Genomic DNA, 25105 nt, shown 5'->3' with positions numbered 1-25105 from the left:
GCGCTTCCCGGGGTCTCAACAGGCGCGGGCCGGGCCGAGGCGCAGGCGGTCGAGCAGGCCCGCGTGGTGGAGGCGGGCTATCGGCTCCAGCAGGTCGGGGTGGCGCAGCAGTGCGGTGGCGGCCAGGTCGTGCGCGCTGGGCTCCGTCAGGCGGCGGAATTCGGCGGGGGCGGTCACACCGTGCTCGGTCTCTTCGAGCGCCTTCACCGCTTCCCGCGCCGCGTCGGGCGCGGTGAGCAGATGGGCGGCCCAGCTGGCGACGACCTCGTCGACCCAGCTGCGCCAGGCCGCGTCCGTCGGGCCGGCCGCCGCCCGGCCGTGGCCGCCGGTGACCTCGTCCAGGCGGGCGGATCCGCCGGGGCCGGTCAGGACCACGAGAGCGGCGTCCAGGTCGGTCGGGTAGCGGAGCCAGGTGGCGACCGTGACGGCCTGGCGGGCCTGCGCCTCGGCGAGGGCGGCGGTGAGCGGGCCCCCGCCGGCCGGGAACGCGCGCGTCAGCCACCGGGTGGTGGCAGCGATGAGCGGGGCAAGGTCTGCGGGCATCGGGGCGTCCCCTCGGGTGCTGGATCGCCGTGCAGCGTACTGCGCCCTTCCCCGGCCCCCCTATGACGCAGAGCACCTTCCGGCCGTGGTGTGCGCCATGACCGGCGAGACACCCCGGGCCCTGAACGATTGGGAGAGCACACGATGAACCACCCCCGCCCCCTTCCGGGGCTGGACGAGTCCTTCTGGATGGACAGCACCGACGCACCCGGCCACCCGCCCCTGGCCTCGGACACCGATGCGGACGTCGTCGTGATCGGCGGCGGCATCGCGGGCCTGAGCACGGCGTGGGAGCTGGCCAGGGCCGGCCGGAACGTCGTGGTCCTGGAAGCGGATCGCATCGCCGCCGGGGTGACCGGCTACACGACGGCCAAGGTCTCCGCCCTCCAGTCGCTGGTGTACGACCGGCTGCGGCGGACCCGCGGCGCGGACGCGACCCGGCTGTTCGCGGCGTCGCAGCTGGACGCGGTGGAGCGGGTGGCCGGGATCGTGGAGGAGCTGGGGATCGCGTGCGACCTGGAGCGGGTGAGCGCGTACAGTTACGCGGCCGGGGCGGAGTCCCGGCACCTGGTCGAGGCGGAGGCGCGGGCGGCAGCCGACGCGGGACTCGACGTCGCGTACGTCTCCGAGACGGAACTGCCGTTCGCGATCGGCGGGGCGGTCCGGGCCCACGGCCAGGCCCAGTTCCACCCGCGCAAGTACCTGCTGGCGCTGGCCCGGGATCTGGTCGCTCAGGGCGGCCGCGTCTTCGAGCGCAGCCGGGTGACCGGGCTGTCCGAGGGGACGCCGTGCCGGGTGACCACCGAGTCGGGGCGGAGCGTGACGGCCCGGGACGTGGTCGTCGCCACGCATTACCCGGTCTTCGACCGCGCGATGCTGTTCGCCCGGCTCTCGCCCCGGCGGGAACTGGTCGTCGCCGCGCCCATCCCCGCCGATCTGGCGCCGAAGGGCATGTACATCACCGAGGACGAGGGGAAGCGCTCGGTGCGCTCCACCCCGCTCGATGACGGCCGGCGCCTGCTGATCGTGACCGGGGAGAGCTTCACTCCGGGTACCGGGGACCCCGGCGAGCGGTTCCGGCGGCTGGACGCATGGATGCACGAACGGTTCCCGGCGGCCGGCCCGACCGCGTACCGGTGGGCGGCACAGGACAACGATCCCAGCGATACGGTCCCGCTGATCGGGCCGTTCCACATCGGGGCCCGGCACACCTATGTGGCGACCGGGTTCGGCGGCTGGGGGATGACCGGCGGGGTGCTCGCCGGCCGGCTGCTGACCTCGCTCATCGCGGACGGCGTCCCGCCGCTGCCCTGGGCGGAGCTGTACGACCCCCGGCGGCTGGGCAGCGCGGTCCGCGAGGCGGGATCCTTGCTGGGGGCGCAGGCGGAGGTGGCGAAGCACTTCGTCGGCGACCGGCTGCGCGTCAGCCACCTGGACTCGGTGAGCCAGGTGGCTCCGGGAACGGGGGCGGTGGTCCGGGTGAAGGGCCGCCGCTGCGCCGTGTACCGGGAGCCGGACGGCACCGTGCGGGCGGTGTCCGCGCGGTGCACGCATCTGGGGTGCTTGGTGGCGTTCAACGAGGCGGAGACGGCGTGGGAGTGCCCGTGCCACGGCTCGCGCTTCGGCGTCGACGGCTCGGTCCTCCAGGGCCCGGCGGTGCGGCCGCTGGAGGCGCTGGACCCCGGCGACGAGGGGTGACGGCCGGCGAGGACTGCTACCGCCGCGCCATGTACAGGCTGAACGCCTTGTGCAGGACCTTGTTGAGCGGGTAGTCCCACTCGCCCACGTACTCGGCGGCCTGCCCGCCGGTGCCGACCTTGAAGCGGAGCAGCCCGAGCAGGTGGTTGCTCTCGTCGAGGGTGTCGGTGGTGCCCCGGAAGTCGTAGACGTGCGCGCCCATGGCGTGGGCGTCCCGGATCATCTGCCACTGGATGGCGTTGTTGGGCTGGACCTCGCGCCTGCGGCTGGTGGACGCTCCGTACGAGTACCAGACGTGCCCGCCGACGGTGAGCATGGTGGCGGCGGCCAGCACCTCGCCGTCGTGCGCGGCGAGGTAGAGCCGCATCCGGTCGGGGTGTTCGGCGGTGAGCGCCTTCCACATGCGCTGAAAGTACTCCAGGGGGCGGGGGATGAACCGGTCGCGCTCGGCGGTCTCGGTGTAGAGCGTGTAGAAGGTGTCCAGGTCTGCGTAGTCGCCCCGGACGACCTTGACGCCGGCCTTCTCGGCCTTCTTGACGTTGCGGCGCCACAGCTGGTTGAACCCGGCCAGGATGTCGTCGGGCGAGCGGCCGGCGAGGGGGAGCTGGAAGACGTGACGCGGCTGTCCGACGGCGAATCCGTCCTCGCCGTCGCCCCCGGACCGCTGCCACCCCATGGCTCGCAGGCGGTCCGTCAGCGCGAAGGCGCGGGGGTCCTGTTCGGTGGGTGCGACCTCGCCGAGGCGGTGGGCGTGCGGGTCGGCGATGGCCTCCTTCACGGTGGCCGCGTCCCAGCGGCGGACGACGACGGGCGGGCCCATCTTCACGGTGAACGCGCCCTGCTCCTTGAGGTGGTCCAGGAGCGGGTCCAGCCACCGGTCGAGGTCGTCGTCGTACCAGTCGATGACCGGGCCCTCGGGGAGGTAGGCGAGGTGGCGCCTGACCTTCGGCAGCGGCCGGTACAGCACCAGGGCGGTGCCGGTGATCCGGCCGTCGCCGTCGAACCAGCCGAGGCTCTCCGCCCGCCAGTCGGGCTTCACCTCGCCCCAGGACGGGACCTGCATATGGCTCGCGGACGGCAGACTGTCCACGTACGCCAGGTGCTCGTCCCGGCTGATCGTCCTCAGGCGGAGGTCCATCGGTCTGCTCCTCGTCCACGGGTCGTGATCCTTCGGCAGCCTACTGGCGGTCGTCGCGCCCCACGAGGCGAGCGAGTCGGGGGCGGGCGTTCGGGCTGGGCAGCAGCGACGCCGGGATCAGGCCGAGCGCGGCGAGCGCCGCGACGGCGGGCAGGGCGTGGCCCACGGCGAGGTCCGTCACCGCAAGGGTTCGGTGGGCGTGGCCGGTGACGGCCGACGGGGTGAGCGGCATCAGTCCGGCGGCCACGGCGATCCCGAGAGCGGGGCCCACGTTCATGGCGGTCTGCTTGAGGCCGCCGACCACTCCCGCGTACCCGGGCGGCGCGTCCCCGACGACGGTCCCGGTGGCGGTGACCATGACAGCGGTGAAGCCCGCGCCCAGCACCGCGAAGACGAGGCCGGTCTCCCACACGGAGCCCGGGCGGGAGAGGCCCAGAACGGCGAGGACGACGCACAGCTGACCGGTGATCGCGGTGCGGCGCGGCCCGAACCGGCCGAGCGCGGCCGACGCCATGGGCGCTCCGGCGATCATGAGCAGGGTCAGCGGCAGGCAGCGCAGCCCGGTGGCGAGCGGATCGAGGCCGAGCCCCTGCTGCAGGTGGAACGTGACGACGAACAGCGCGCCGAACAGGCCGCCGGACGTGGTGAGGAGCAGCGCCATCGAGGCCGTCACGGGCACCGAGCGCCTCACGGCCGGCGGTACGACCGGCTGGGCGCTGCGGCGTTCGTGCCGGACGAGCGCCGCCCCGAGGAGCACGCTCAGGAGCAGCCCGAGCCCCGTCCGGGTGCCGGTCCACCCCTCGTCGGGGATGCCGGCCAGGGTGTGCACGAGGGCGGCGAGCGCGGCGGCGAGCAGGGCGCCGGCGGTGAGGTCGAACCGCCGGTGCGCGGCTCGCGGCGCTCCGGGTGTCCGCACGGCGAGGGTGAGCGCGGCGATGACCAGGGCGGCCGGGACGTTGATCAGGAAGACGGCGCGCCAGCTCCAGTGCGTGACGAGGACTCCCCCGAGCACCGGACCGGCCGCCGCGGCGACTCCGATCGCGCTGGTCCGGACGGCGACGGCCCGGCCGAGCCGGTCGGCGGGGTGGGCGAGCCTGAGCAGGGCGAGGGTCGCGGGCTGCAGGAGCGCGCCGAACACCCCTTGTGCGGCGCGCAGGGCGATCACGAGGCCGATGCCCTGGGCGAGCGCGATGCCCGCCGACGCGGCGCCGAAGCCGAGCGCTCCGACGCACAGCAGCCGTCGGTGCCCGTACCGGTCCCCGAGCCGTCCGGCGATCACCAGGAGGGCGGCGACCGCGAGAAGGTAGGCGGTGCTCGTCCACTGGACCTCGGTGACGGTCGCCCCGAGGTCGCTGCGCAGGTCCGGCTGGGCGACGAGCAGCACGGTGCCGTCCAGGGCGACGATCATCGCGCCCGCCACCGAGGCGAGGAGCGCGGTGCGGGGCCGTACGGCGGTGCCGGTCACGCGTCCGCCCGGCCGAGGTGGGCGTCGAGCACCGCCGTGACGAGCGGGGCCGTCCCCTCACCGGCGCCGGGAAGGGCGAGTTGGAGGCTGCCGCTCGCCCGGAGTACGGCGATGCCGTGCAGGTTGGTCCACAGGGCGGCCGCGGCCAGGGCGGGCGGCGCGGCGGAGTCGTACGCGGGTCCGGTGCCGCCTTCCGCGCGGTGGGCGCGGTCCCGGGTGACCAGCTCGACGAGCCGCGCGAACAGCGGGAGGGTCGACTCGCGCAGGCGCGGCCGGTCCGGCGCGCCCGTGTCCGGGTCACTGGCGTGGACCTCGCTGTCCAGCAGGTCGTGGCGGAACATCAGCTCGAACATGCCGCCGTGCTCACCCGCGTAGTCCAGGAAGGCGTCGGCGAGGCCCCGCAGCTGCTCGCGCGGTGTCCCGGCCTCGTCGGTCGCCGCCGCGAACCGGGCGGCGAGCTCGGTGAAGCCGCGCCGGGCGATAGCGGAGAGCAGGGCGTGGTGGGTCGGGAAATAGCGGCGCGGGGCGCCGTGGGAGACCCCGGCGCGACGGGCGATCTCCCGGAGGCCGAGTGAGGCCGAGCCTTCGGTCATGACGAGGTCCACACCCGCGTCGATGAGGCGTTCCCGCAGGGAGTGGGCTCGGGCCGCTTGGTTCACTTGGTCCATAGACAGTGTCTACCAGCTTTCCGTAGACGGTGTCTACGCCCCTGTGCCCCGCGTATCCGTGGGGCACACACTCCGATGCCGTCGCCCAAGATGCGGGCGCGGCGGGAGTGAGCAGACTGGGTGCCATGGCAGATCAGCGGCGCTCCCAGGCGGGAACCACGAAGACGGCGACCAAGCGGCGTACCCCGTCCGCACGGGGCCCCGAACACGCGGCCCGCGCTGCCATCCAGAGCCTGGAGGGTCTCATCGACCACCACGCGGAGGGCGTGTCCGCCGTCCGGCGCACCGACGACGGCTGGTGCGTTGTCGTGGACGTTCTCGAAGTGCCCCGGATTCCGGACACCACCAGCCTCCTCGCCTCCTACGAGGTGCAGCTCGACCGGTCCGGTGAGCTCCTGGAATACCGCAGGGTCCGCCGGTACCGCCGGGGCGCCGCCGACGAGTGAGCGGCGTCCACTCCCCTGCCGGAAGGACATTTCATGACCGCGACCACCTACTCCGACGAAGTCGTCGCCTGCCCGCCGCGCGCCGGCACCCTGTACGACGTACTGGAGCTGATCCTCGACCGGGGCATGGTGATCGATGTCTTCATCAGGGTCTCCCTGGTCGGCATCGAGATCCTGAAGATAGACGCGCGCATCGTCGTCGCGAGCGTGGACACGTATCTGCGGTTCGCCGAGGCGTGCAACCGGCTGGACCTCGAACGGGACTCCGGCAGCACCACGGTTCCGGAGCTGATCGGCGGCGGCGCCGTCAAGTCCATCGGCAAGCGGAAGGTGCGCCGGGCCGCCGAGTCGGTGGGCGACACCGTGCGCAAGGCGGTCGGCGGCGACGACGAGGAGCCGGAGGAGCGGCCGAAGAAGCGGCGGGCCCCGGCGCGCGACAGCGAGAGCCGACGCCGCCGTGCGGAGGCGTGAGCCGTGACAGCCGACGGTGTGTACGTGTACGCCATCACCCGGGCCGGGGCCGCGCTGCCGGACGGTCAGGGCGGTGTGGGCGGCCCGCCCGCCCGGCTGCGGACGGTACGGCAGGGCCGGCTCGCCGCGGTCGTCAGCGACGCTCCCCCGGACCTCCGGGCGCGCCGCCGCGATCTGCTCGCCCACCAGGAACTGCTGCTGCGCCTGATGGACGAGGGGCCCGTGCTGCCCATGCGGTTCGGCATGGTGGCCCCCGACCAGGACACCGTGGAGCGGCAGTTGGCCGCGGGTGAGGACGGCCATGTGGCGGCCCTGAAGCGGCTCGCCGGCTGCCACGAGATCAACGTGAAGGCCCTCGCCGCCGAGGACGCGCTCGCCGATGTGGTCGCCGAGGACGGGACCGTACGCAAGCTGCGGGAGGCCGCGCGGCGGCGTCCGGGCTACGAGGCCAGTCTGCGGCTGGGCGAGGCGGTGGCCGCCTCACTCGCGCGGCGGGCCGCCGAGGCGGGGCGGCGGGTGCTGCGGGAGCTGACGCCGAGGGCCCGGGCGGTGGCGGCAGGCCCGGAGGTCCAGGGGTGCGCGCTCAACGTGTCGTTCCTGGTGGAGCGCGAAGCCAGTGACGCGTTCCTGGCCGAGGCGCGGCGGTTCGCGGGCGACAACCGCGGCCATGTGGAACTCCGCCTCGCCGGGCCGCTGCCGTGCTACAGCTTCGTCTCCGCCGAAGCCCGGCCGGCCCCCGTGGGCGGTGGCTGAGATGGGCCTCATCACCGGTCTGCTGACGCTGCCCGTCGCACCCGTCCGGGGGGTGGTGTGGGTGGCGGAGAAGCTGAACGACGCCGCCGAGCGGGAACTGCACGACCCCGACGTATTGCGCGCCCAATTGGCCGTACTCAACCAGGAGTTGGAGGCCGGAGACATCACGATCGAGGAATTCGAACGGGAAGAGGAGCGGCTGCTCGACCGGCTGCACGCCGTTCGCGCAGCCGGCCGAGTGCCAAGCGATCGAAGGTGACGTGCTCATGGATGACGAGGCCAAGGTAGCGCTCGCAGCCGCGGTGGTCGGCGGCTACGTGCTGGGCAGGAGCAAGAAGGGCCGGATGGCCCTGACCGTCGCGACGTACCTGGCGGGCCGGAGGTTCGGGCTCCAGCCCCGCCAGCTCGCCGCCGAGGGCATGCGCCGCCTCGGCGAAGTCCCCCAGGTCGCGGAGCTCCAGGAACAGCTGCGGGGCGAGGTCATGGACGCGGGCCGCAAGGCCGTGACGGCGGCGGCGAACCGCGGCATGTCCTCGCTGGCCGACGCGATCGGCGACCGCACCGCCCGGCTCACCGAGGGGCAGGGCGACGAGGAAGAGGACCAGGACGAGTACGACGACGAGCCGTACGAGGACGAGTACGACGACGCGTACGAAGAGGAACCGGAGGACGAAGAGGAACCGTACGAGGACGAAGAAGAACCGTACGAGGAAGAGCCCCGGGACGAGGACGAGGAGGACGACGAGGACGAGGGCGAGGGATACGACGACGAGGGCGAGGACGAGGAAGACCAGGAGTCCCCCGAGCCCCCCGCCGAGAAGGCACCGCCGAAGAAGGCACCGTCCAAGAAGGCAGCCGCCAAGAAGGCCCCGGCCAAGAAGACCCCGGCGAAGAAGCAGGCCGCCAAGAAGTCCGCCCCGGCCAAGAAGGCTGCCACCGCACAGAAGACCCCCGCCAAGAAGACAGCGGCGAAGAAGAGCGCGGACAAGAAGCCCGCGGCGAAGAAGGCCGCACCCGCGAAGAAGGCGGCCCGGGCCAAGAAGGCGGCGCCGAAGAAGTCGGCGCCCGCGAAGAAGGCCGCGGCCAAGAAGACCGCCCCGGCGAAGAAGTCCGCAGCGAAGAAGACGTCGTCGTCCAAGCGGACCGCTTCCAAGCGCACCGACCGTCGGAGGTAGCACGTCATGGCCAGGACAGATCAGGACGAGTCCGGGACGCAGGAATCGGGTCTCGACCGGCTCCGCGAGGAGGTGTCGGGCTTCCTCAGCGCGAAGATGGAGGACCTCGCGGGCAAGGCGAGCGGCAAACTGACGGATGTCGCGCAGCAGCTCACCGACTCCGCGGAGGGCGGCGGCTCCCTGCCCGCCGTGGCCTCCCGGGTGCTCCAGGGCGAATCACCGCTGAAGTCGTTCGTCTCGGAGAAGGCCAAGGGCGTGAAGGACAACGTCACGGAGAAGGCCAAGGAGGCGTTCGGCGGCGGCAAGGGGAAGAGCAAGTCGAGCGGTGGCGGCAAATCGATGAACATCGTGGAAGTCCTCGATGTCGGCGTGCCCCTGCGTACGGCGTACGACTACTGGACCCAGTACGACCGCTTCAGCAGCTTCGCCAAGGGTGTCCAGGACGTCTCGACGGAGGACGAGGCCAAGAGCGACTGGAAGGTCAAGATCGGTCCGTCCTCACGCAGCTTCAAGGCGACCGTCCAGGAACAGGTCCCCGACGAACGCATCGTCTGGACCTCGGAGGGCTCGAAGGGCACCACGCGCGGTGCCGTCAGCTTCCATGAGCTGGCACCGAACCTGACCCGCATCGTGCTGGTGGTCGAGTACTACCCGTCCGGCTTCTTCGAGAAGACGGGCAACCTCTGGCGGGTCCAGGGGCGCCGCATCCGCCTGGACTTCAAGCACTTCCAGCGGTACGTCACCCTCACCGACGAGGAGCCCGACGGCTGGCGCGGCGAGATCCGCGAGGGTGAGGTCGTCGTCTCCCACGAGGACGCGGTGGCCGAGGAGGAGTCCGAGGGCGACGAGGAGCAGCCGGAGGACGAGGGTTACGAGGACGAGGACGAGGACGAGGACGAGACCGAAGGCGAAGAGGACGAGGACGAGGGCGACGAGGACGAAGACCAGGACGGCGAGGAGGACGACGAGGACGAGTGGGAGGGCGACGAGGAACCGGAGGAAGAAGAAGAGGACGAGGAGGACGAGGAGGACGAGGACGAGGACGAGGACGAGGACGAGGAGCCCGCCCCCAGCAGGCGGCGCGCGCGGAGGTCCCGTCGTGACTGATCTCGACTTCCGGCAGGACACGGCCTACGCGCCCGCAGGCCCGCACACGACCAACCTGGCCGACATCCTCGAACGGGTCCTGGACAAGGGCATCGTCATCGCGGGCGACATCAAGATCGATCTGCTGGACATCGAACTGCTCACCATCCGGCTCCGCCTGTTCGTCGCCTCCGTCGACACGGCGAAGAAGGCCGGGATCGACTGGTGGGAGACCGATCCCGCGCTCAGTTCGCACGCGGCGCGCAATGCCCTGCAGGACGAGAACCGGGAGCTGCGGGCCCGCCTCGACGCCCTTGAGTCACAGGCGTCCGAACCGAAGCAGTCGTCACCGTCGCGGAACTGAGCAGAGGAGACCCCCGCACATGACCGAGGACACCCGCTCGTCCGCGGATGCCCGTGCCGTCTACGTCTACGCCGTGTGCCGCACCGAGGAGCAGCCGGACCCCACCGGTCCGGCGGGCGTCACGGGTGACAGCCCGTTGCGCGCTCTGCCCCTCGGCCCCGCGCTCACCGCGGTCGTCCAGACCGTGCGGGCGGCGGACTTCACCGACGAGGCGTGGCAGGCCCGGCTCGCCGACGAGCCCGAACTGGAGCGGTACGCACGGGCCCACCACGAGGTCGTGTGCGCGATGGCCGCCCGGCACCCGACGGTGCCCCTTCCGCTGGCCACGCTGTACCACGACGAGGAGCGGGCCCGGGCGGCGCTGAACATGGAGGCCCGGCGCTTCCACGCCGCGCTGGAGCGTACGGCGCACCACTCCGAGTGGGGCGTGAAGGTGTACGTGGCCGACGCACCGGCCCGGGAGGCGGCCGAGGCCGCCCCGCAGCGCCCGGCGACCGGGGCCGGCCGGGCCTACCTCGACCGGAAGCGGAGCCTGCGGGACCGGCGCGAACGGAACCGGACGGACGGGCTGCGGATCGCCGAGGTGGTGGACGCGGACGTCAGCGGCCTGGCCACCGCCTCGCGCCGGCTGCCCTTCCACGGCCCCCGGGTGCCGGACGAGCGGCGCACCCAGGTGCTCAACGCCACGTATCTGGTGGCCGAGGACCGGGCGGCGGAGCTGGCGAGGCTGGCGGACAACCTCCGCGAGCGGACCGGGGCGCACGTCGAGCTGTCGGGGCCCTGGGTCCCGTACTCCTTCGTCGGTGAGGTGTAACGGTGGAACGCGCCGTCGTGCCGTGGGACGAGCCGGAGCCGCTGAGCGGGCCGATCGGGGTGCCCCTGGTCGATCTGCTCGACCGGGTGCTGGCGACCGGGGTGGTCATCAGCGGTGACCTGGTCATCGCGATCGCCGATGTGCCTCTCGTGCGCCTGTCGCTGCACGCGCTGCTGTCGTCGGTCAGCGAGCGGGTGCCGGCGCCCTGGGCGGACGGGGGGCCGTTGTGACGGACGCGCGGGTCGATCTGGACTCCGGCAAGGTGGGCCAGGACCTCGTCACGCTGGTGCTCACCGTGGTGGAGCTGCTGCGGCAGCTGATGGAGCGCCAGGCGATCCGGAGAATCGACGAGGGTGACCTCACCGAGGAGCAGACCGAGGAGATCGGCACGACGCTGATGCTCCTGGAACAGCGGATGACGGACCTGTGCGAGCAGCACGGGGTGCGGCCCGAGGATCTGAATCTCGACCTCGGGCCGCTGGGGACACTGCTGCCGCGCGACTGAGCCGGCAGGGGCCGCGCCCCCCTGCGCCGATCACCCGAATGGCGGGGGCGCGGGAGCCGGAGGAGAGTGGGATGAGGGGCGGAACGGCTTCCGCCGGGCAGCCCCTCATCCCACTCCAGCTCTTTCCGTGTGAGGAACTCATGGCGACCAACGAAAGCGTCGGCGGCACGCTGCTGGATGGCGGCGCGGCGGGCGGCACACGAGGGACGACGACCATCGCGGACAACGTGGTCGCGACCATCGCCGGTATCGCGGTACGGGAGACCGACGGGGTCCATTCCGTCGGCAAGGGCCCTTCGCGAGCGCTCGGAGCCGTCAAGGACAAGGTCTCCCGCTCCAGCGACCCGGGGCGGGGCGTCAAGGTGGAGGTCGGCGAGAAGCAGACCGCCGTCGACGTCGACATCGTCGTGGAGTACGGCGCGCCCATCCTGGACACCGCCCGCAGCCTCCGTACCAACGTCACGGACGCCGTCGAGACGATGACCGGTCTCGAAGTGGTCGAGATCAACATCAACGTCACCGACGTCCATGTGCCGGGAGAGGACGACGACGAGGACGAGGACGAGACGTCCACGCGTTCCTCGCGCGTCCGGTGAGGCAGTCCCGGCGGGCGGGTCTCAGTCCTCGGTGAGGATGCCTTCGCGGAGTTTGCCGAGTATGCGGGCGATGAGCCGTGAGACGTGCATCTGGGAGAGACCGAGACGTTCACCTATCTGGGACTGCGTCATCTCCTGGCCGAACCGCATCTGGACGATGGCGCGCTCCCGTTCGTCCAGCGTCTCCAGCAGGGGCGCGAGGGCGTGCAGGTTCTCGACCAGCTCGATCCCCGGGTCGCACTCGCCGGTGATGTCCGCGTGGGTGCGGCTCACCCCGCTCGGGCTGTCGGACTCCGCCCCGTCGAGGGGCACGTCCAGCGAGTGCGCGGTGTAGCCGTTCGAGGCGACCAGGCCCTCGATGACGTCCTCCTCGCTGATGCCGAGGCGTTCGGCGAGTTCGGCGACGGTGGCCTCCCGGCCGAGCGAGGTGGCCAGTTCCTCCTTGGCCTTGGCGAGGGTGACCCGGAGTTCCTGGAGACGCCGGGGCACATGGACGGACCACGTGGTGTCCCGGAAGAAGCGCTTGATCTCACCGACGATGTAGGGGATGGCGAATGAAGTGAATTCGACTTCCCTGGTGAGTTCGAAGCGGTCGATGGCCTTGATCAGGCCAATGGTGCCCACCTGGATGATGTCCTCCATCTGGCCGTTGCCGCGATTGCGGTACCGGGCCGCGGCGAAGTGCACCAGGGTGAGGTTCATCTCGATGAGCGTATTGCGGGCGTACTGGTACTCCGCCGTTCCCTCTTCGAGGGTCTGCAACCGGTCGAAGAACAGCTTGCTGAGTGCCCGGGCGTCCTTGGGCGCGACCTTCAGCGGATCGGCGATCTCCGGGAGTTCGGCCGGCGCACCTGTCGTGGTCCCCGGCACCTGCGCAGATACGGATATCGACATGGCGATCATTCCCTTCCGTCGGACAGCGGCTGCTTACGCATACGCGAAGCTGCGACTACCCGGAGCCATGCGTTCCACACACGCCTGCGCCAAAAGTCCCGGGACTCACCCTCTGACGCGCCCCCGGCAGGGAGGGGTCAGCGCGGGGGGTAGGGCGAGTCGGCGAGGACCCGGGCGAGGTGTGCGGCGTTGAGGGCCATCTGGTGGGTGGTGGACCTGACGGCGTCGGGTGTCTCCTCCAGGTCGCGGTAGTCGGTGCCGTGCATGGCCTCGCCGACCCAGTAGCTCACCGCGCCGGGTGCGAGGGTGAAGCCCAGGTCGTTGAGGCCCTGGAAGAGGTCGGCGCTCACCTTGTGGGCGCCGTCCTCGTTGCCGACGACGGCCACCATGCCCACCTTGCCGTAGGGCAACTGCCGTCCCTCTTCATCGGTTTCGGAGATGTCGGCGTTCAGCCGTTCCAGTACGCGCTGGCAGAGGCTCGCCGGGTGCCCGAGCCAGATCGGGGTGGCCAGCAGCAGGATGTCCGCCGCCATCACCTTCTCGCGCAGCCGGGGCCACTCGTCCCCGTCACCCATGTCCTGGGCGATCCCGGGCCGCACGTCGTGGTCGGCGACCCGCACCGTCTCCCCCTTCACACCCAGGCCGGTGAGTTCGGCCATGATCTGGTCGGCCAGCAGCTGACTGCTGGACGGCTTGGGCGACGGGGAGAGGGTGCAGACGAGCGCGAGTGCTCGGGTCATCGGAAGGCTCCTCACGGTGTGGGGTCGCTCGGCCCGGGTGTTCCGGCGCCCTTCCCACTATGGGAGGTCCACACGGAGTGCGCCCGGCGCCCCGGGTCCGGAATCTCCTTCCCGTTCTTTCCCGAGAAAGTCGGGAGCTTTTCAGGAATACAGCGAGAGGGCCGGGGCATCTGATGCTTCGGAGGTTGATACCCATGGTTCCCGTGATTCTGGTTCTTCTGCTCGCGCTCATTCTCTTCGGGGCGGGTTTCGCCCTGAAGGCCCTGTGGTGGATAGCCATCGCCGTACTGGTGGTGTGGCTGCTCGGGTTCGTCGTCCGCCCGGCGGGCGGTGGTGGAAAGCGGGGCCGCTGGTACCGCTGGTAGATCTGACCGCGCGGTACGTCACAGCGGCACATAAAAGTGGGGGCCGGCCGGGATTTTCCCGGCCGGCCCCCACTTTTCCGTATTCCGGCGGAGTGCGGGCGGTCAGCCGAATGGCGTCCACGACTGGCGCCCCCGGGTGTCCGGACGGTTGGCTCTTCTTCAGTGCGCACACATCTGCCGGACGGGTGATACCCCATGACACACTCCCCCACCAGCGACGGCGAACGGTTGCTGCACGGGTTCATGGCCGAGGTGCACGCCACGGCGCCGACGGACATCCCCGCTCTCGTCAACCGGTATGCCGGGCTGCTGGGTCTGCGCCGGGTGGAGATCTACATCGTCGACCTCCAGCAGCAGCGCCTGACTCCGCTCTCGGGCGAGACGCAACTGCGCGTGGATACCTCCCCGGCGGGTTCGGCCTTCCGCTCGGTGGCCCTGCGGGTGGAGACGACGGACACCGAGACGCTGATCGTCTGGCTGCCGCTGGTGGACGGGGTGGAACGGCTGGGTGTCATCGGCGTCCAGGTGGACGCGCTGGACAGGACGCTGCTGGAGCGGTGCGCGAGTCTGGCGTCCGTCCTGGCGATGGCGATCACGTCGAAACGCGCGTTCAGCGACCGGTTCGTGCAGCGGGCCCGTACGGAGACGATGACGCTGCCCGCCGAGATGGTGCGGGCCCTGCTGCCGCCGCGCGCCGTCGGTGAGGACCGGGCGCTGTCCACGGCTGTGCTGGAACCGGCGTACGAACTGGGCGGCGACGCCTTCGACCATTCCCTGACCGAGTCGACGCTGCACGCGGTCATCCTCGACGCGATGGGGCACAACCTGGCGTCCGGGATGACCAGTGCGATCGCGATGGCCGGCTGCCGCAGCGCCCGGCGCAAGGGGTCGGGGCTGCGGGAGCTCGTCAAAACGGTGGACGATGTGCTGGCCGAATGGCTGCCCGACCAGTTCTGCACCGGCATCGCCCTGCAACTGGACATGTCCAGCGGCATCCTGAGCTGGATCAACTGCGGCCACCCGCCGCCACTGCTGATCCGCGAGCACCGCGTCCTGGACAACGCCCTCGACCGCCCCAGCGAACCGCCCATGGGCACCCCGGGCATGCTCTCCGAAGCGGACCGGGTCGTCCATGAGGTGCCCCTGCTGCCCGGAGACCGGATCCTGCTGTACACGGACGGGGTGACCGAGGCCCGCATGGCGGACGGCACCCAGTTCGGCCTGAACCGCTTCACGGCCTCGATCATCCGCGCCACGGCCGCCGGGGAGCCCGCGTCGGAGGCCCTGCGGCAGCTCATCCACTCCATCCGCGAGTACCAGCACGACCGGCTGAACGACGACGCCACGATCATGATGCTGGAGTGGCGCCCGAGTCCCCGGGGGACCTAGGCCGTCACGGACTCAGAGGCTCGACCTCGGCACGCTCTCGTTCCAGGTGCGCGAGAAGACCCGCCGGCCGTCCTCGTAGCCGTCGAGCGTGGCATCCACGTGGAACGCGGTGTCGTCCGAGGTCAGCATGGTGCGGGTCTCCACGCGTACGTCCCAGCCGGTACGCCGGAAGCGCATGGTCCAGGCGGACTCTCCGCTCACCGAGCCGAAGTCGTCCGCGACGGAGGTGTACCTCTCGCAGGCCCGCAGCCCGACCTCGATGCCGTTCTCCTCGAACCGCTGGAGCCCCCGGTCCTTCACGATGTCGAGCGTGGAGTGGTAGTCGACCAGATTCCTGGACACGGTCCACGCCTGTTCGGGTTCGGTGAGCTGGGTGACCTCGGGCGGCGCGCACCCCTCCGGCTCGCCGAAGGGCACCTCGGGCACCCCGTCCGGTGCCTCGGCCGGGCGGACGGGCAGCGTGAGGCGGCTGCCGCTCTCGTACACGCTCAGGCAGGCGGGAGCGGCGGCGGGCCAGACCAGCGGCCAGTACGAGGTGGAGAGCGAGAGGCGGATGCGGTGGCCCGCCGGGAAGACCTGGGCGACCCCGTTGAGCGGGACCCGTACGGGGTACGGCTCGCCGGGCTCCAGGGGTTCGGGCCGGTCCGCGCCGGAGCGGTGGGCGAGGTTGAGCACGCCGTAGGTGACCCGGGTCGCCCGTCCGTCGGGGGCCACGTCGGAGAGCCGCACCGCCACCTGCCCGGTCTCCCGGGACGAGGAGACGAGCAGGTCCACCGAGGGCGCGCCCAGGATCTCGACGCGCTCGGTCAGCGGCGCGGTCTCGAAGACCAGCGAGCCGCCGTCCTCCTCGCGCTGGTCGTAGGGCAGGTCGGGCGGGGCGTTGTACGAGGCCCACTTGCCGGCGAACTGGCCCACGGACAGCGGCGACTGCACGGTGTGGACGCGCTCCTGCGTCCCGGTCGCCGGTTCCTCGTCACCGCGGACGATGCTGTGGTCCCGGAGGGGGTGGGGCACCTCCTCGATGTGCGGGGACGGCCAGCTCGGCTCCCCCACCCAGCGGCCCGGCCGCTCCTGGTAGGAGGTGGAGGGGGGCACGCTCTCCTGCATCCAGGCGCGGATCATGGGCCCGTCCATGACGCCGTTCTCGACGCCCTTGAGCCAGTGGTCCCACCACCGCACGACCTCCTGGAGGTAGCCGATGGCCGGGCCGGGCTCCCCGAGGTGGGGCAGCTTGTGCGACCAGGGCCCGATGAGGCCCTTGCGTGGGACGTCGACGCGGCTCAGGAGCCGGGTCACGGCGTTGGAGTAGCCGTCGGCCCAGCCGCTGGACGCGAGCACGGGGCAGCGCAGCGCCTGGTAGTCCTCGCTGAGCGAGGCGTGCCGCCAGTAGTCGTCGCGTTCCTGGTGGCGCAGCCATTCGAGGACCCAAGGGCGTGCGGTGTCCAGCCGTTCGTGCCACATGGAGCGCCACCGGTCGCCGACGGCGGCGGGGTCGGGCGGGCAGGTGGAGTAGGCGAACATGGTGCCCGCCTCGGCCAGGTTGTCGGAGAGCATGGCGCCGCCGACGTAGTGCATGTCGTCCGCGTACCGGTCGTCGGTGAAGGACGCGATGACGATGGCGCCGAGGCTCGGCGGGCGGCGGGCGGCGACCTGGAGCGCGGCGAACCCGCCCCAGGAGATGCCCATCATGCCGGTCCTGCCGTCGCACCAGGGCTGCTCCGCCAGCCAGGCGAGGACCTCCTCGGCGTCGAGCTGTTCGCGTTCCAGGTATTCGTCGAGCAGGACGCCCTCGGACTCGCCGGTGCCGCGCAGGTCGACGCGTACGCAGGCGTAGCCGTGGCCCGCGATGTAGGGGTGGTGGATCGCGTCGCGGGTGGAGGTCAGGTCGTTCTTGCGGTACGGGACGGCTTCCAGGATCGCCGGGACCGGTTGGCGGTCGGAGGTGGTGGGGCGCCAGATTTTCGCCGACAGCCGGACCCCGTCCGACATGGTGATGGTGACGTGGTCCTCTTGGCCTACCTCGTACGGCAGTCGGTCGACATGTCGCATACCTGTGCTCTGTTCCTTCCTCTTCGCGGTCCGGTTCACGACGCCTTGACGTCACGACCGCCCGGTGCGGTGTCCTCGAAGGTGAGGCCGAGCGCGGCGACGCACTGGTCGAACTTGCGCCGCAGGCCCTCCTCGTCGTCCGCTCCGGTGAAGATGTGGGCGATCTCGTAGCTGTAGCTGTCCTGCTGGGGGACGGTGGAGAGCTTCTGGCCCTCGGACGGCACCACGTCGATGCGTACGCCCGGTATCTCGCGCTCGATGGCCGCGATCCGCTCCGGGGTGGGCACCTCGCGGACCGTTCCCTCGCCGAACCAGCGGTAGTACCACTTGGCGGCCATCCGGTACGGGCCGTCGCCGCCGGGCACCACGGGGTCCTCGCCGAGGGCGAGGCGGATCATCCGGTGGTGGTTGGGGACGCCGTCGACGTAGTGGAACAGCTCCGCGTGGGACTGGGAGTGGCGGGGGTTGATCTCCAGCAGGCTGACCCGGCCGGTCTTCGGGTCGTAGAAGTACTCGATGCTGAACGTCGCCGCGTCCATGCCGATCTGACGGATGGTCCGCTCGCTGACCTCGTGGAGCTGGTGGACGACCGACGGGGGCAGGGTGCTCGGGTACTGGTGGCGCAGGAAGCACGGGGAGTCGGGGTAGTTGATCGAGTCGAGCACCCCGTAGACGGTGACCTCGCCGTCGTTCGCGTAACCCTCGACGGCGACCTGGATGCCGGTCATGGCTTCCTCGGCGAGGCAGACCTGTCCGCCGATCCCCTCCATCTCCGGCGGCAGGTCGAGGAGTGCCAGCACCTCGTCGAAGGGTTTGCCGACCCGGCCGATGCCCTTTCGTATGGTCTCCACGGCGGTCCGGAACTCCGCCATGTCCTTGACCCCGTAGGCGAGTTCGGAGGAGTAGGCGAGGGCGGGCTTGAGCCACATGGGGAAGCCGACTCCCTCGGGCGGCTGCGGGTCGTCGCTGTCGAGGTCGACCCGGCCGAAGCCGGGCAGGGCGTCGGTGGCCTTCTTCTGTTCCAGCCGGCTCCAGTACTTGTGCTCGCACTTGACCACGGATTCGAGGCTGGTGGTGCGGGTGCCGTACTCCCGGCCGAGCATCGGCACGAGCGTACTGACGGGGAAGTCCCAGTAGCCGACGATGGCGTCGATGGTGCCCTCGTGCGCGTCGAGCACCGCGCGGGCCCGGTCCATCAGTGCGGCGACCGACACCTCACCCCCCTGCAACTCCTCGATGGTCAGCAGGGGGCGGAACCGGTAGGTGCCGGCGTCGGGGACGGCGTTCAGGGCCGGCAGGTTCGCCTCGTCCAGACCGAGTACGAAGATGTTCTTGTGCTGCGGGGACACGCGTCGTCCTTTCGTGGGGTCCCCGGCGCGTACCCCCCATCGGCAGGATCAATGGCCGCCCCGGCTATCCCCTGGCCGCCCGGCGCAGCATCCGGGTGAACACCGCGTGGCCGAGTGAGACCGTGCTGAGGCCGAACATCAGAACGCCCAGCGGGACATGCCAGGCCGCCTCGTGGGCGATGCCCAGCACCACCTGCACCGAGGCGAGTACGAGGAAGCCGGTCGCGTACATGATGGGCCGGGGCGATCCGCCCCCCGGCCGCCACGCCAGGACCGCGGCCAGCACGTACAGCATCGTCGCGCCGTACATCACGCGGGCGCCGACGCCGTGCAGTGTCTCTCCGTGGGCGGTGGAGAGCAGCAGTCCCGCGGTGACGGCCTGGAAGAAGATGGCCAGGGTCTGCAGGGCGAGGGAGACCTCCACGAAGGTGGTCCGGCCCGGGCCCGCCGCCTGTGCGGGCGTGGTTCTGCTCGGTGCTGCCATCGTCGGTGCGGCCATGACGCGGTCCTCTCTTCTGCCTCGCGGCGGTGGATCGGTACTGTCTCAACGGTCCGACGACGTAGATCCACGAAATGTGAGGCCGCTGTCCACCTCACTTTTCTGCGCGCTGTCCCGTCGAACCGTCGGCAGCGGAAACGGACGACGACAACCAGGGACGGTCACGTACATGAACACACCTTCCGAACCGGATCTCAGCGCCGTCATCGGCGAGCGCCGCCAGCTGATGAACCTCGCCTACCGGATGCTCGGCTCGGTGGCCGAGGCGGAGGACGCCGTCCAGGAGACGTACGCCCGCTGGTACGCGATGTCGCCGGGGCAGCGGGACGCCATCGCGTCGCCCGGGGCGTGGCTGACGACGGTGGCCAGCCGGGTCTGCCTCGACGTGCTGGGCTCGGCGCGGGTCAGGCGGGAGCGTTACGTCGGCGAGTGGATACCGGAGCCGCTGCCGGACCGCTCCGAGTGGGTCGGCGGGCGCGCCGACGGCGGCCGCGACGAACCGGCGGACCCCGCGGACCGGGTCACCCTGGACGAGTCGGTGAACATGGCCTTCCTGGTGGTGCTGGAGTCCATGACCCCGGCCGAGCGGGTGACGTTCATCCTGCACGACGTGTTCCGGTACCCGTTCGCGGAGGTGGCGGACATCGTCGGCCGGAGCGCCCCGGCGTGCCGGCAGCTCGCCGCTTCGGCCCGCCGGCGCCTGCGGGACGCGCGCGCCGAGGCGGGCCCGGCGGCCGGTCAGGCGGTCCTGGTGCGGCAGTTCAAGGACGCGTGGGAGGCCAAGGACATCGGGGCGCTCATCGGTCTCCTCGACCCGGAGGCGGCGATGATCACCGACGGCGGCGGTCTGGCCGGTGCGGCCCTGCGCCCGGTCGAGGGCGCCGAGCGGGTCGCCCAGTACCTGGTCCACTTCGCGGACAAGGTGCCCGAGCTCCTGCTGCTGGAACGCACGGTGAACGGGCGGCCCGGCCTGGTCGCCCAGCACGCCGGGGTCACCGTGACCGTGGCCGCGTTCGGTCTCGCCGGGGACCGTGTGCACCGCATCTGGGCGGTGCGCAACCCGGAGAAGCTGCGGCCGTGGCCCGGGGCGGCGTCTCAGTCGTGGGGCGGATAGGTCAGGCGGCCGTCGCGTACCCGCGCGTCCTGGTTCAGGGCTGCGGGCCGCGTCGAGGTGGGTGACAGGATGTCCACGACCTCCGCGCCCGCGACGATCAGCGCGTCGGTGATCAGTCTGCGGTGGCAGCGCCAGGGCACGGCCTCACTGCACATGATCGCCGGCCGTGTGTCCTCGGCCAGTTCCAGCAGTTCGTCCAGCCCTTCCCGGAAGGCGTCCGTCGCCATGTAGTCGGCGTAGTCGCGGAACGCCTTGACCCGCCAGGCGCCGTTCTCGGTCGGGACGCCCTTCGGGGTGTGGCGGCGGCCGCCCAGCTTCGGGAGCCACCGGTATCCGATGCCGGGAGGCAGGGAGTCGACGATGTTCCGCTGGTTCCACTGCGGGAGTTTCCGGGACGACGGGTACGAGCGCACGTCGGCCAGCAGGGTGACGTCGTTCCGGCGCAGCAGCTCCACCAGTTCGCCGAACTCCCTGGTCGAGTGGCCGACCGTGCAGATCCTGTTCACCGTGCCGCCCGTCAGGTCTTCTTCAGCGCGCTGCCCTTGTGCATGGCGAGGTGGCCGGTCTTGTCGCTCTTGATCTCGTACTGCGGCTCGTCCTTGCTGCAGCGCCGGGTTCGGCCCTTGAATTCGACGTCACTGGTGTGCTTCCCGGTGATGACTCCTTCGACGTGGCCGGCTTCGGAGTTCCATCGCACATGGTCCCCGACGGCGAAATCCTTCATGGTCCGGCTTCCTTTCGTTCCTCGTCGCGGGCGGGGCCGTTTCGACGGCCATGGTCCCTCTCGCCCTGGGTACGCTCCGTTCGGTGAGCGCGCCACCGGGCGGGAATACCGAGCGTGGAAGCGGGTCGATCATGTGCACCGCCGAGGACTACCCCGTACGGGCCGCCGACCGCTCCCGTACGCTGGCCGAGCTCGACGCGCGACTGGTCACGTGCCGTGCCTGCCCCCGCCTCGTGGAGTGGCGGGAGGAGACCGCCCGGGTCAAGCGCCCCGCGTTCCGCGACTGGGAGTACTGGGCGCGTCCCGTACCCGGCTTCGGGCCCCCCGATGCCTCCCTGGCCGTCACGGGCCTGGCGCCCGCCGCACACGGCGGGAACCGGACCGGCAGGATGTTCACCGGCGACCGGGCCGGTGACCTGCTGTACGCCACGCTGTACGAGCTGGGGCTGGCCTCCCGGGCCACGGTGTCGGACCTGGATGACGGCCTGGAGCTGTACGGGGTCAGGGTGACGTCCCCCGTGCACTGCGCGCCGCCCGCCAACCGCCCCACACCGCGCGAGCGGGACACCTGCCGGCCGTGGCTGGCCCGGGAGCTCCAGTTGCTGCGGCCCACGGTGCGGTCGGTCGTCGTGCTCGGCGGCTTCGGCTGGCAGGCGACCCTGGCCGCTCTGGAACGGGCCGGACGACGGGTGCCCCGGCCCAGGCCCGTGTTCGGCCACGGCGCCCGGACGACGCTGGAACCGGCCGACGGGGCGGGCGACCCGCTGACGGTGTTCGGCTGCTACCACGTCAGCCAGCGCAACGTCTTCACCGGCCGGCTCACCCCGGCGATGCTCCGCGAGGTGCTGGCCGAGGCAGCGGAGACGGCGGGGCTGCCGGTCGTACGGCCGGCACCGGAGTGACCGGAGGACCAGCCCCCGGGATTTTTTGCCAGTTCATCAGGTTGGGAACACATAAATTCGAGCACGCGTCCGTTATGGGCTCACTTTCTCGCACCACCGCCTCCCCCGCACCGTTCGGACACGCGCCCCGTCCGCGAGGGCGCGAGTCGGCCGGGAGAGCGCGTACGCTCCGCCGACGCCTGCTCGTGCCCGTCGCGATGATGTCGTTCGCCCTCGTCGCGGCGGGCTGCAACGACGACGGCTCCGGATCGGACGGTGCGGCCTCGCCCGCGGCCCACGCCGGGACGACGGGCCCCGCCGAGACCTCGACCCAGCCGCCCGCCCCGGCCTCCTCGCCGCCCCCGACGGCCCCGTCCTCCCCAGCCGCGCCCAGCGATTCCGGCGCGTCGGCCGGGGCCGACGCCGCCGGTCCCGGCCGGTGCACGGCCGAGGGCCTGGGCATGAGCGTGAAACGCGGCGACGGGGGCGCCGGGCAGGTCTACTACGAGCTGACGTTCGTGAACAAGTCCGGGCACACCTGCGCCCTGAACGGCTTCCCCGGCGTGTCCCTGATCCAGCGTGACGGTGGCGTCATCGGCGCACCGGCCAAGCGTGACGGCGCCTCGCACGGGACAACGGTGCTGGCTCCCGGGAAGGCGGCCCACGTCGTGCTGCACACGCTGAACCAGGGCATCGCGGACGGCGGCTGCTGGAAGCGGGCCGACTATCTGCGGGTGTACCCGCCGGGCTCGAAGGAGGCGCTGACCCTCCGGGACCCGCAGATCCGCGTCTGCGGCGACCGCTTCACGACCACCTCGGTCGAGCGCTGACAGCGCCGTCCGAGGGCGCGCGCCGTCAGGCGGGGAGGTCGTCCACCGTGGGCGCCACGGGGGCGAAGAGGTCGGCCACGGCGGTGAGGGCGGCGGTCTTGAGGGCGGCGGCCGGGACGACCGTGCCGTCGGGCGCGGGCAGGCTGCGGGTGGCCGTGGCCTCGGCGACGACGGCCGGCCGGTAGCCGAGGTTGAACGCGCCCTGGGCGGTGTGGGTGACGCACATGTGGGCCATGAACCCGGCGAGCACCAGGTCCTTGCCGCTGCCGGGCTCCGCGCCGAGGGCGGTGAGGGTCTTCTCCAGCTCCGTGCGGTGGAAGGAGTTCGGGAACTGCTTGACGACCACAGCTTCCCCGTCCCGGGGTGCCACTTCGTCGCTGAGGGCGCCGATGTGCTCGCGGATGTCGTACGGGGAACCCTCGCCGCCGTCGTGGATGACGTGGATCACCGGGGTGCCGGCGGCCCTGGCCCGGTCCAGCAGCCTGGCGCAGGCCGCGACGGCCTCCTCGGCGCCCTCCAGGGCCATGACGCCGGTGCGGTAGGTGTTCTGGACATCGATGAGGATCAGGACGGACTCGCTCAGCCGGGGCAGCCGGGCGTCCAGTCCGGAGACCTCGCGAAGGGTGGCGGAGGGCTGGTTCGTGATCATGGTGGGTGCCTTTCTCGGGGTTGTGGGCAGGGCGGAGCCGTCCGCCGTGCCCGGTGCGGAAATTCGGGGTGCCGGAATGTCCGGAGCGGTCAGGCCGCGTGGGTGCGGAAGCGTCGGCGGTAGGCGGCCGGTGTGGTGGCGATCTGCCGCCGGAACACACGGTGCAGGGTCTCCGCCGACCCGAGCCCGGCGGCGGACGCCACCCGGTCGAGCGGATCGTCGGTCGTCTCCAGGAGCCGGCGTGCCGCCTCGACGCGGGCGGACTCCACATAGGCGGCCGGGGAGACTCCGGTCTCCTGTTTGAAGACCCGGGCGAAGTGGCGCTCGCTCAGGCACATCCGCGCCGCGAGCACCGGTGCGGACAGGTCCTGGTCGAGGTGGTCCGCGATCCACAGCCGCAGTACGTCGATCTCGCGCCGGGAGGCGACCGGTCTGCTCAGGGGCACGGAGAACTGGCTCTGGCCGCCCTGCCGCTTGAGGTACATCACCAGCTGGCGTGCCACGGCGAGCGCCGCGTCCTCGCCCAGGTCCTCGGCCACCAGGGCGAGCGCGAGGTCCAGGCAGGCGCTGATGCCGGCGCCGGTCCACACCCGGCCGCGGTCGGCGCGGACGAAGATCGGGTCCGCGTCCACCGTGACCTCCGGGTGCGCGGCGGCGAGCTGGGCGGCGGTCGACCAGTGGGTGGTCGCCTTCATGCCGTCCAGGAGCCCGGCGGCGGCGAGCAGATGCGCGCCGACGCACACGGACGCCACCCGGCGGGCGTGCGGGGCGGTCTCCCTCACCCAGGCCACGATGTCCGCGTCGATCCGGGCGACGGGCCCGTCGGCCGTGACGTCGACGGCACCGGGCACCAGCAGGGTGTCGACCTCCCGGCCCACCTCGCCGAAGGTGAGGTCGGTCAGCAGCCGCACCCCCGCCGAGGTGCGGACCTCGCCGGCCTCGGGCCCGGCGAGCCGGACCTCGTAGCGGGCGCGGCCCTCCGACACCCTGTTGGCCAGGGCGAAGACCTCGGCGGGGCCTGAGACGTCGAGGAGGTCGACGCCGGGGAAGACCGCGATGACGACGCGGTGTGCGGTGGACATGGGTCCATCGTCGTCAACCGCGCGGGTGGCCGCAATGACGGTTCCCTGTCACATTCGGACACCGGTGCGGCGACCCGGTGTCCGAGATGCGGACGCGCGGGCGCGCTGGTTCGCTGGAATGGACGGCTCTCCACCGAGAACCTGGAGTGATCATGAGCGTTGCGGACGAGACCGGCGGCCGGGCCGAGCGCATCCGGGCGAAGGCCGAGGAGATGCGGGAGACCGCCGAACGCACATCGGACCCCCAGGAGCGGCGGCGCCTCCAGGACAAGGCCCGCCGGCTCCAGGAGCGGAGCGACCAGGTGACCAGCAAGGGCGACCACGGGACGAACGCGCTCTGAACCGCCCGGAGCCGGCGGACCCGCGTGCTACTGGGCGAACCGGGGCAGCCACTTCACCAGGTAGTCGGGGTGGCCCGCGTTCTCGGCGGCCAGCTGCCGGACCACGAAGCCCAGGCCGAAGGCCCGGCCGGACGCGAAGTCGCGCTGCGGGCGGTCCACGTCGAGCGCGGCGACCTCGGCGTACTCGTCCAGCAGGACCCGGTTGGTCTCGATGCGCTGAAGCGTCCGGGCCGGGTCCTGGCGGACGATGTGCCGGTCGTACGTGTGGCCGTGCGTGCGCAGGGTGAAGGCGATCGCGCCGCCCCGGTCGTGGATCTCGCCGGGCGTCTCGGCCGGACACCGCCATCCCGCGCCGCCGGCCGCCCGCGCGAGGTCCTCTTCCTCGTCGAGTCGCGCCCTGACGAAGGCGACGAGGTCGGAGTTGTCTGTCGTCATCTCGTTTCGCATCCTTCCGCTCGGCCCCACCCCCTGGGGGCC

General features: G+C 71.7%; 32 protein-coding genes. 18 read left to right on the top strand and 14 right to left on the bottom strand.

Features of this window, described 5'->3' with window-relative positions; all coding sequences use genetic code 11:
* Nucleotides 1-15: 15 nt before the first annotated feature.
* Nucleotides 16-543 carry a hypothetical protein gene (locus tag ABZ565_RS23780; RefSeq protein ID WP_361030290.1) on the bottom strand — a complete coding sequence of 176 codons (528 nt, stop codon included), beginning with the start codon at nucleotides 541-543 and terminating at the stop codon, nucleotides 16-18.
* 144 nt (nucleotides 544-687) lie between these two features.
* Between ABZ565_RS23780 and ABZ565_RS23775 the strand changes: the two genes are divergently transcribed.
* Nucleotides 688-2241 carry an FAD-dependent oxidoreductase gene (locus tag ABZ565_RS23775; protein WP_361030287.1) on the top strand — a complete coding sequence of 518 codons (1554 nt, stop codon included), beginning with the start codon at nucleotides 688-690 and terminating at the stop codon, nucleotides 2239-2241.
* Between the two features lie 16 nt (nucleotides 2242-2257).
* Here the strand turns inward: ABZ565_RS23775 and ABZ565_RS23770 are convergent, their stop codons facing one another.
* Genes ABZ565_RS23770 through ABZ565_RS23760 form a run of 3 tightly spaced genes read right to left on the bottom strand, consistent with a single transcriptional unit; the run spans nucleotide 2258 to nucleotide 5512 of the window.
* Nucleotides 2258-3379 (bottom strand): peptidoglycan bridge formation glycyltransferase FemA/FemB family protein, encoded by a 1122-nt coding sequence (locus ABZ565_RS23770; RefSeq protein WP_361030284.1) that lies wholly within the window; start codon nucleotides 3377-3379, stop codon nucleotides 2258-2260.
* A 40-nt stretch (nucleotides 3380-3419) separates the two neighbouring features.
* A complete protein-coding gene (locus ABZ565_RS23765; RefSeq protein WP_361030281.1) occupies nucleotides 3420-4844 on the bottom strand; it encodes an MFS transporter in 1425 nt (474 codons plus the stop codon).
* On the bottom strand, nucleotides 4841-5512 hold the full coding sequence (locus ABZ565_RS23760; protein WP_361030278.1) for a TetR/AcrR family transcriptional regulator: 672 nt from the start codon (nucleotides 5510-5512) through the stop codon (nucleotides 4841-4843). Before ABZ565_RS23760 ends, ABZ565_RS23765 begins: the two co-directional genes overlap by 4 nt.
* A gap of 125 nt (nucleotides 5513-5637) precedes the next feature.
* Between ABZ565_RS23760 and ABZ565_RS23755 the strand changes: the two genes are divergently transcribed.
* The 11 genes from ABZ565_RS23755 to ABZ565_RS23705 all read left to right on the top strand — a co-directional run bounded on the left by ABZ565_RS23755 (nucleotide 5638) and on the right by ABZ565_RS23705 (nucleotide 11722).
* Nucleotides 5638-5958: a gas vesicle protein gene (locus ABZ565_RS23755; protein ID WP_361030275.1), complete on the top strand. Its 321-nt coding sequence runs from the start codon at nucleotides 5638-5640 to the stop codon at nucleotides 5956-5958.
* A 33-nt stretch (nucleotides 5959-5991) separates the two neighbouring features.
* A complete protein-coding gene (locus ABZ565_RS23750) occupies nucleotides 5992-6429 on the top strand; it encodes a gas vesicle structural protein GvpA (protein ID WP_361030272.1) in 438 nt (145 codons plus the stop codon).
* A 3-nt stretch (nucleotides 6430-6432) separates the two neighbouring features.
* Nucleotides 6433-7182: a GvpL/GvpF family gas vesicle protein gene (locus tag ABZ565_RS23745; protein WP_361030270.1), complete on the top strand. Its 750-nt coding sequence runs from the start codon at nucleotides 6433-6435 to the stop codon at nucleotides 7180-7182.
* Between the two features lies 1 nt (nucleotide 7183).
* Nucleotides 7184-7441: a gas vesicle protein GvpG gene (locus ABZ565_RS23740; protein WP_361030267.1), complete on the top strand. Its 258-nt coding sequence runs from the start codon at nucleotides 7184-7186 to the stop codon at nucleotides 7439-7441.
* A gap of 7 nt (nucleotides 7442-7448) precedes the next feature.
* Nucleotides 7449-8357, top strand: a complete 909-nt coding sequence (locus ABZ565_RS23735; protein ID WP_361030264.1) for a histone protein — start codon at nucleotides 7449-7451, stop codon at nucleotides 8355-8357.
* A 6-nt stretch (nucleotides 8358-8363) separates the two neighbouring features.
* A complete protein-coding gene (locus ABZ565_RS23730; RefSeq protein WP_361030261.1) occupies nucleotides 8364-9464 on the top strand; it encodes an SRPBCC family protein in 1101 nt (366 codons plus the stop codon).
* The gene (locus tag ABZ565_RS23725; protein WP_361030258.1) at nucleotides 9457-9807 is read left to right on the top strand and encodes a gas vesicle protein; all 351 of its coding nucleotides are present in this window, start codon (nucleotides 9457-9459) and stop codon (nucleotides 9805-9807) included. The genes ABZ565_RS23730 and ABZ565_RS23725 overlap by 8 nt, the downstream gene beginning before the upstream one ends.
* 19 nt (nucleotides 9808-9826) lie before the next feature.
* Nucleotides 9827-10621, top strand: a complete 795-nt coding sequence (locus tag ABZ565_RS23720; protein WP_361030256.1) for a GvpL/GvpF family gas vesicle protein — start codon at nucleotides 9827-9829, stop codon at nucleotides 10619-10621.
* 2 nt (nucleotides 10622-10623) lie between these two features.
* Nucleotides 10624-10851, top strand: a complete 228-nt coding sequence (locus ABZ565_RS23715) for a gas vesicle protein (protein ID WP_164641421.1) — start codon at nucleotides 10624-10626, stop codon at nucleotides 10849-10851.
* Complete coding sequence (locus ABZ565_RS23710) at nucleotides 10848-11126, top strand: gas vesicle protein K (RefSeq protein WP_361030253.1); 279 nt, start codon at nucleotides 10848-10850, stop codon at nucleotides 11124-11126. The genes ABZ565_RS23715 and ABZ565_RS23710 overlap by 4 nt, the downstream gene beginning before the upstream one ends.
* 140 nt (nucleotides 11127-11266) lie before the next feature.
* The gene (locus ABZ565_RS23705; RefSeq protein WP_361030250.1) at nucleotides 11267-11722 is read left to right on the top strand and encodes an Asp23/Gls24 family envelope stress response protein; all 456 of its coding nucleotides are present in this window, start codon (nucleotides 11267-11269) and stop codon (nucleotides 11720-11722) included.
* Nucleotides 11723-11743: 21 nt separating this feature from the next.
* On the opposite strand, the gene ABZ565_RS23700 is transcribed toward ABZ565_RS23705, so the two are convergent.
* Together ABZ565_RS23700 and ABZ565_RS23695 are read right to left on the bottom strand one after the other, a co-directional pair.
* Nucleotides 11744-12625: an RNA polymerase sigma factor SigF gene (locus ABZ565_RS23700; RefSeq protein WP_361030247.1), complete on the bottom strand. Its 882-nt coding sequence runs from the start codon at nucleotides 12623-12625 to the stop codon at nucleotides 11744-11746.
* Nucleotides 12626-12753: 128 nt separating this feature from the next.
* Nucleotides 12754-13356: an NAD(P)H-dependent oxidoreductase gene (locus ABZ565_RS23695; RefSeq protein WP_361030244.1), complete on the bottom strand. Its 603-nt coding sequence runs from the start codon at nucleotides 13354-13356 to the stop codon at nucleotides 12754-12756.
* Nucleotides 13357-13550: 194 nt separating this feature from the next.
* Here ABZ565_RS23695 and ABZ565_RS23690 point away from each other — a divergent pair, with 194 nt between their 5' ends.
* Both ABZ565_RS23690 and ABZ565_RS23685 read left to right on the top strand, forming a co-directional pair.
* Nucleotides 13551-13721 (top strand): hypothetical protein, encoded by a 171-nt coding sequence (locus ABZ565_RS23690; RefSeq protein ID WP_026171501.1) that lies wholly within the window; start codon nucleotides 13551-13553, stop codon nucleotides 13719-13721.
* Nucleotides 13722-13916: 195 nt separating this feature from the next.
* Complete coding sequence (locus tag ABZ565_RS23685; RefSeq protein WP_361030241.1) at nucleotides 13917-15110, top strand: PP2C family protein-serine/threonine phosphatase; 1194 nt, start codon at nucleotides 13917-13919, stop codon at nucleotides 15108-15110.
* A gap of 12 nt (nucleotides 15111-15122) precedes the next feature.
* Here the strand turns inward: ABZ565_RS23685 and ABZ565_RS23680 are convergent, their stop codons facing one another.
* The 3 genes from ABZ565_RS23680 to ABZ565_RS23670 all read right to left on the bottom strand — a co-directional run bounded on the left by ABZ565_RS23680 (nucleotide 15123) and on the right by ABZ565_RS23670 (nucleotide 18992).
* Nucleotides 15123-17159, bottom strand: coding sequence for a CocE/NonD family hydrolase (locus ABZ565_RS23680; protein ID WP_361030238.1), 2037 nt, complete (start codon nucleotides 17157-17159; stop codon nucleotides 15123-15125).
* 35 nt (nucleotides 17160-17194) lie between these two features.
* Complete coding sequence (locus tag ABZ565_RS23675; protein WP_361030235.1) at nucleotides 17195-18508, bottom strand: ATP-grasp domain-containing protein; 1314 nt, start codon at nucleotides 18506-18508, stop codon at nucleotides 17195-17197.
* Between the two features lie 64 nt (nucleotides 18509-18572).
* Nucleotides 18573-18992 (bottom strand): hypothetical protein, encoded by a 420-nt coding sequence (locus ABZ565_RS23670; RefSeq protein WP_361030407.1) that lies wholly within the window; start codon nucleotides 18990-18992, stop codon nucleotides 18573-18575.
* A gap of 184 nt (nucleotides 18993-19176) precedes the next feature.
* Between ABZ565_RS23670 and sigJ the strand changes: the two genes are divergently transcribed.
* Nucleotides 19177-20121 (top strand): RNA polymerase sigma factor SigJ, encoded by a 945-nt coding sequence (gene sigJ / locus ABZ565_RS23665; RefSeq protein ID WP_361030232.1) that lies wholly within the window; start codon nucleotides 19177-19179, stop codon nucleotides 20119-20121.
* Here the strand turns inward: sigJ and ABZ565_RS23660 are convergent.
* Complete coding sequence (locus ABZ565_RS23660) at nucleotides 20103-20627, bottom strand: DUF488 domain-containing protein (RefSeq protein WP_361030229.1); 525 nt, start codon at nucleotides 20625-20627, stop codon at nucleotides 20103-20105. The two genes, sigJ and ABZ565_RS23660, sit on opposite strands and share 19 nt — an antisense overlap.
* 11 nt (nucleotides 20628-20638) lie before the next feature.
* On the bottom strand, nucleotides 20639-20845 hold the full coding sequence (locus ABZ565_RS23655; RefSeq protein ID WP_143620328.1) for a DUF2945 domain-containing protein: 207 nt from the start codon (nucleotides 20843-20845) through the stop codon (nucleotides 20639-20641).
* A 131-nt stretch (nucleotides 20846-20976) separates the two neighbouring features.
* On the opposite strand from ABZ565_RS23655, the gene ABZ565_RS23650 reads away from it, so the two are divergent.
* Nucleotides 20977-21747: a uracil-DNA glycosylase gene (locus ABZ565_RS23650; RefSeq protein WP_361030405.1), complete on the top strand. Its 771-nt coding sequence runs from the start codon at nucleotides 20977-20979 to the stop codon at nucleotides 21745-21747.
* 185 nt (nucleotides 21748-21932) lie between these two features.
* On the top strand, nucleotides 21933-22556 hold the full coding sequence (locus tag ABZ565_RS23645) for a DUF4232 domain-containing protein (protein ID WP_361030226.1): 624 nt from the start codon (nucleotides 21933-21935) through the stop codon (nucleotides 22554-22556).
* Between the two features lie 25 nt (nucleotides 22557-22581).
* Here ABZ565_RS23645 and ABZ565_RS23640 read toward each other — a convergent pair whose 3' ends face one another.
* Nucleotides 22582-23205: a cysteine hydrolase family protein gene (locus ABZ565_RS23640; RefSeq protein ID WP_361030223.1), complete on the bottom strand. Its 624-nt coding sequence runs from the start codon at nucleotides 23203-23205 to the stop codon at nucleotides 22582-22584.
* 89 nt (nucleotides 23206-23294) lie between these two features.
* Nucleotides 23295-24287 (bottom strand): helix-turn-helix domain-containing protein, encoded by a 993-nt coding sequence (locus tag ABZ565_RS23635; RefSeq protein ID WP_361030220.1) that lies wholly within the window; start codon nucleotides 24285-24287, stop codon nucleotides 23295-23297.
* A gap of 152 nt (nucleotides 24288-24439) precedes the next feature.
* On the opposite strand from ABZ565_RS23635, the gene ABZ565_RS23630 reads away from it, so the two are divergent.
* The gene (locus ABZ565_RS23630) at nucleotides 24440-24628 is read left to right on the top strand and encodes a DUF6381 family protein (protein ID WP_361030217.1); all 189 of its coding nucleotides are present in this window, start codon (nucleotides 24440-24442) and stop codon (nucleotides 24626-24628) included.
* 27 nt (nucleotides 24629-24655) lie between these two features.
* On the opposite strand, the gene ABZ565_RS23625 is transcribed toward ABZ565_RS23630, so the two are convergent.
* Nucleotides 24656-25063 (bottom strand): DUF6221 family protein, encoded by a 408-nt coding sequence (locus ABZ565_RS23625; RefSeq protein WP_361030214.1) that lies wholly within the window; start codon nucleotides 25061-25063, stop codon nucleotides 24656-24658.
* Between the last annotated feature and the right edge of the window lie 42 nt (nucleotides 25064-25105).

It is taken from the genome of Streptomyces sp. NPDC016469, assembly GCF_040632905.1.
In the GTDB taxonomy this organism is placed as follows: Bacteria; Actinomycetota; Actinomycetes; order Streptomycetales; family Streptomycetaceae; genus Streptomyces.
Note: the sequence above shows the minus strand (reverse complement) of the source record. Positions and strands in the feature narration are given on the sequence as shown.

What these genes read in the sequence shown, in the direction of transcription:
- sigJ (WP_361030232.1), top strand. Translation starts at nt 19,177, where the DNA reads ATGAACACACCTTCCGAACCGGATCTCAGCGCCGTCATCGGCGAGCGC.
- ABZ565_RS23740 (WP_361030267.1), top strand. Translation starts at nt 7,184, where the DNA reads ATGGGCCTCATCACCGGTCTGCTGACGCTGCCCGTCGCACCCGTCCGG.
- ABZ565_RS23755 (WP_361030275.1), top strand. Translation starts at nt 5,638, where the DNA reads ATGGCAGATCAGCGGCGCTCCCAGGCGGGAACCACGAAGACGGCGACC.
- ABZ565_RS23685 (WP_361030241.1), top strand. Translation starts at nt 13,917, where the DNA reads ATGACACACTCCCCCACCAGCGACGGCGAACGGTTGCTGCACGGGTTC.
- ABZ565_RS23775 (WP_361030287.1), top strand. Translation starts at nt 688, where the DNA reads ATGAACCACCCCCGCCCCCTTCCGGGGCTGGACGAGTCCTTCTGGATG.
- ABZ565_RS23750 (WP_361030272.1), top strand. Translation starts at nt 5,992, where the DNA reads ATGACCGCGACCACCTACTCCGACGAAGTCGTCGCCTGCCCGCCGCGC.
- ABZ565_RS23630 (WP_361030217.1), top strand. Translation starts at nt 24,440, where the DNA reads ATGAGCGTTGCGGACGAGACCGGCGGCCGGGCCGAGCGCATCCGGGCG.
- ABZ565_RS23680 (WP_361030238.1), bottom strand. Translation starts at nt 17,159, where the DNA reads ATGCGACATGTCGACCGACTGCCGTACGAGGTAGGCCAAGAGGACCAC.
- ABZ565_RS23770 (WP_361030284.1), bottom strand. Translation starts at nt 3,379, where the DNA reads ATGGACCTCCGCCTGAGGACGATCAGCCGGGACGAGCACCTGGCGTAC.
- ABZ565_RS23635 (WP_361030220.1), bottom strand. Translation starts at nt 24,287, where the DNA reads ATGTCCACCGCACACCGCGTCGTCATCGCGGTCTTCCCCGGCGTCGAC.
- ABZ565_RS23690 (WP_026171501.1), top strand. Translation starts at nt 13,551, where the DNA reads ATGGTTCCCGTGATTCTGGTTCTTCTGCTCGCGCTCATTCTCTTCGGG.
- ABZ565_RS23670 (WP_361030407.1), bottom strand. Translation starts at nt 18,992, where the DNA reads ATGGCAGCACCGAGCAGAACCACGCCCGCACAGGCGGCGGGCCCGGGC.
- ABZ565_RS23735 (WP_361030264.1), top strand. Translation starts at nt 7,449, where the DNA reads ATGGATGACGAGGCCAAGGTAGCGCTCGCAGCCGCGGTGGTCGGCGGC.
- ABZ565_RS23655 (WP_143620328.1), bottom strand. Translation starts at nt 20,845, where the DNA reads ATGAAGGATTTCGCCGTCGGGGACCATGTGCGATGGAACTCCGAAGCC.
- ABZ565_RS23760 (WP_361030278.1), bottom strand. Translation starts at nt 5,512, where the DNA reads ATGGACCAAGTGAACCAAGCGGCCCGAGCCCACTCCCTGCGGGAACGC.
- ABZ565_RS23625 (WP_361030214.1), bottom strand. Translation starts at nt 25,063, where the DNA reads ATGACGACAGACAACTCCGACCTCGTCGCCTTCGTCAGGGCGCGACTC.
- ABZ565_RS23700 (WP_361030247.1), bottom strand. Translation starts at nt 12,625, where the DNA reads ATGATCGCCATGTCGATATCCGTATCTGCGCAGGTGCCGGGGACCACG.
- ABZ565_RS23780 (WP_361030290.1), bottom strand. Translation starts at nt 543, where the DNA reads ATGCCCGCAGACCTTGCCCCGCTCATCGCTGCCACCACCCGGTGGCTG.
- ABZ565_RS23730 (WP_361030261.1), top strand. Translation starts at nt 8,364, where the DNA reads ATGGCCAGGACAGATCAGGACGAGTCCGGGACGCAGGAATCGGGTCTC.
- ABZ565_RS23650 (WP_361030405.1), top strand. Translation starts at nt 20,977, where the DNA reads ATGTGCACCGCCGAGGACTACCCCGTACGGGCCGCCGACCGCTCCCGT.
- ABZ565_RS23640 (WP_361030223.1), bottom strand. Translation starts at nt 23,205, where the DNA reads ATGATCACGAACCAGCCCTCCGCCACCCTTCGCGAGGTCTCCGGACTG.
- ABZ565_RS23720 (WP_361030256.1), top strand. Translation starts at nt 9,827, where the DNA reads ATGACCGAGGACACCCGCTCGTCCGCGGATGCCCGTGCCGTCTACGTC.
- ABZ565_RS23695 (WP_361030244.1), bottom strand. Translation starts at nt 13,356, where the DNA reads ATGACCCGAGCACTCGCGCTCGTCTGCACCCTCTCCCCGTCGCCCAAG.
- ABZ565_RS23705 (WP_361030250.1), top strand. Translation starts at nt 11,267, where the DNA reads ATGGCGACCAACGAAAGCGTCGGCGGCACGCTGCTGGATGGCGGCGCG.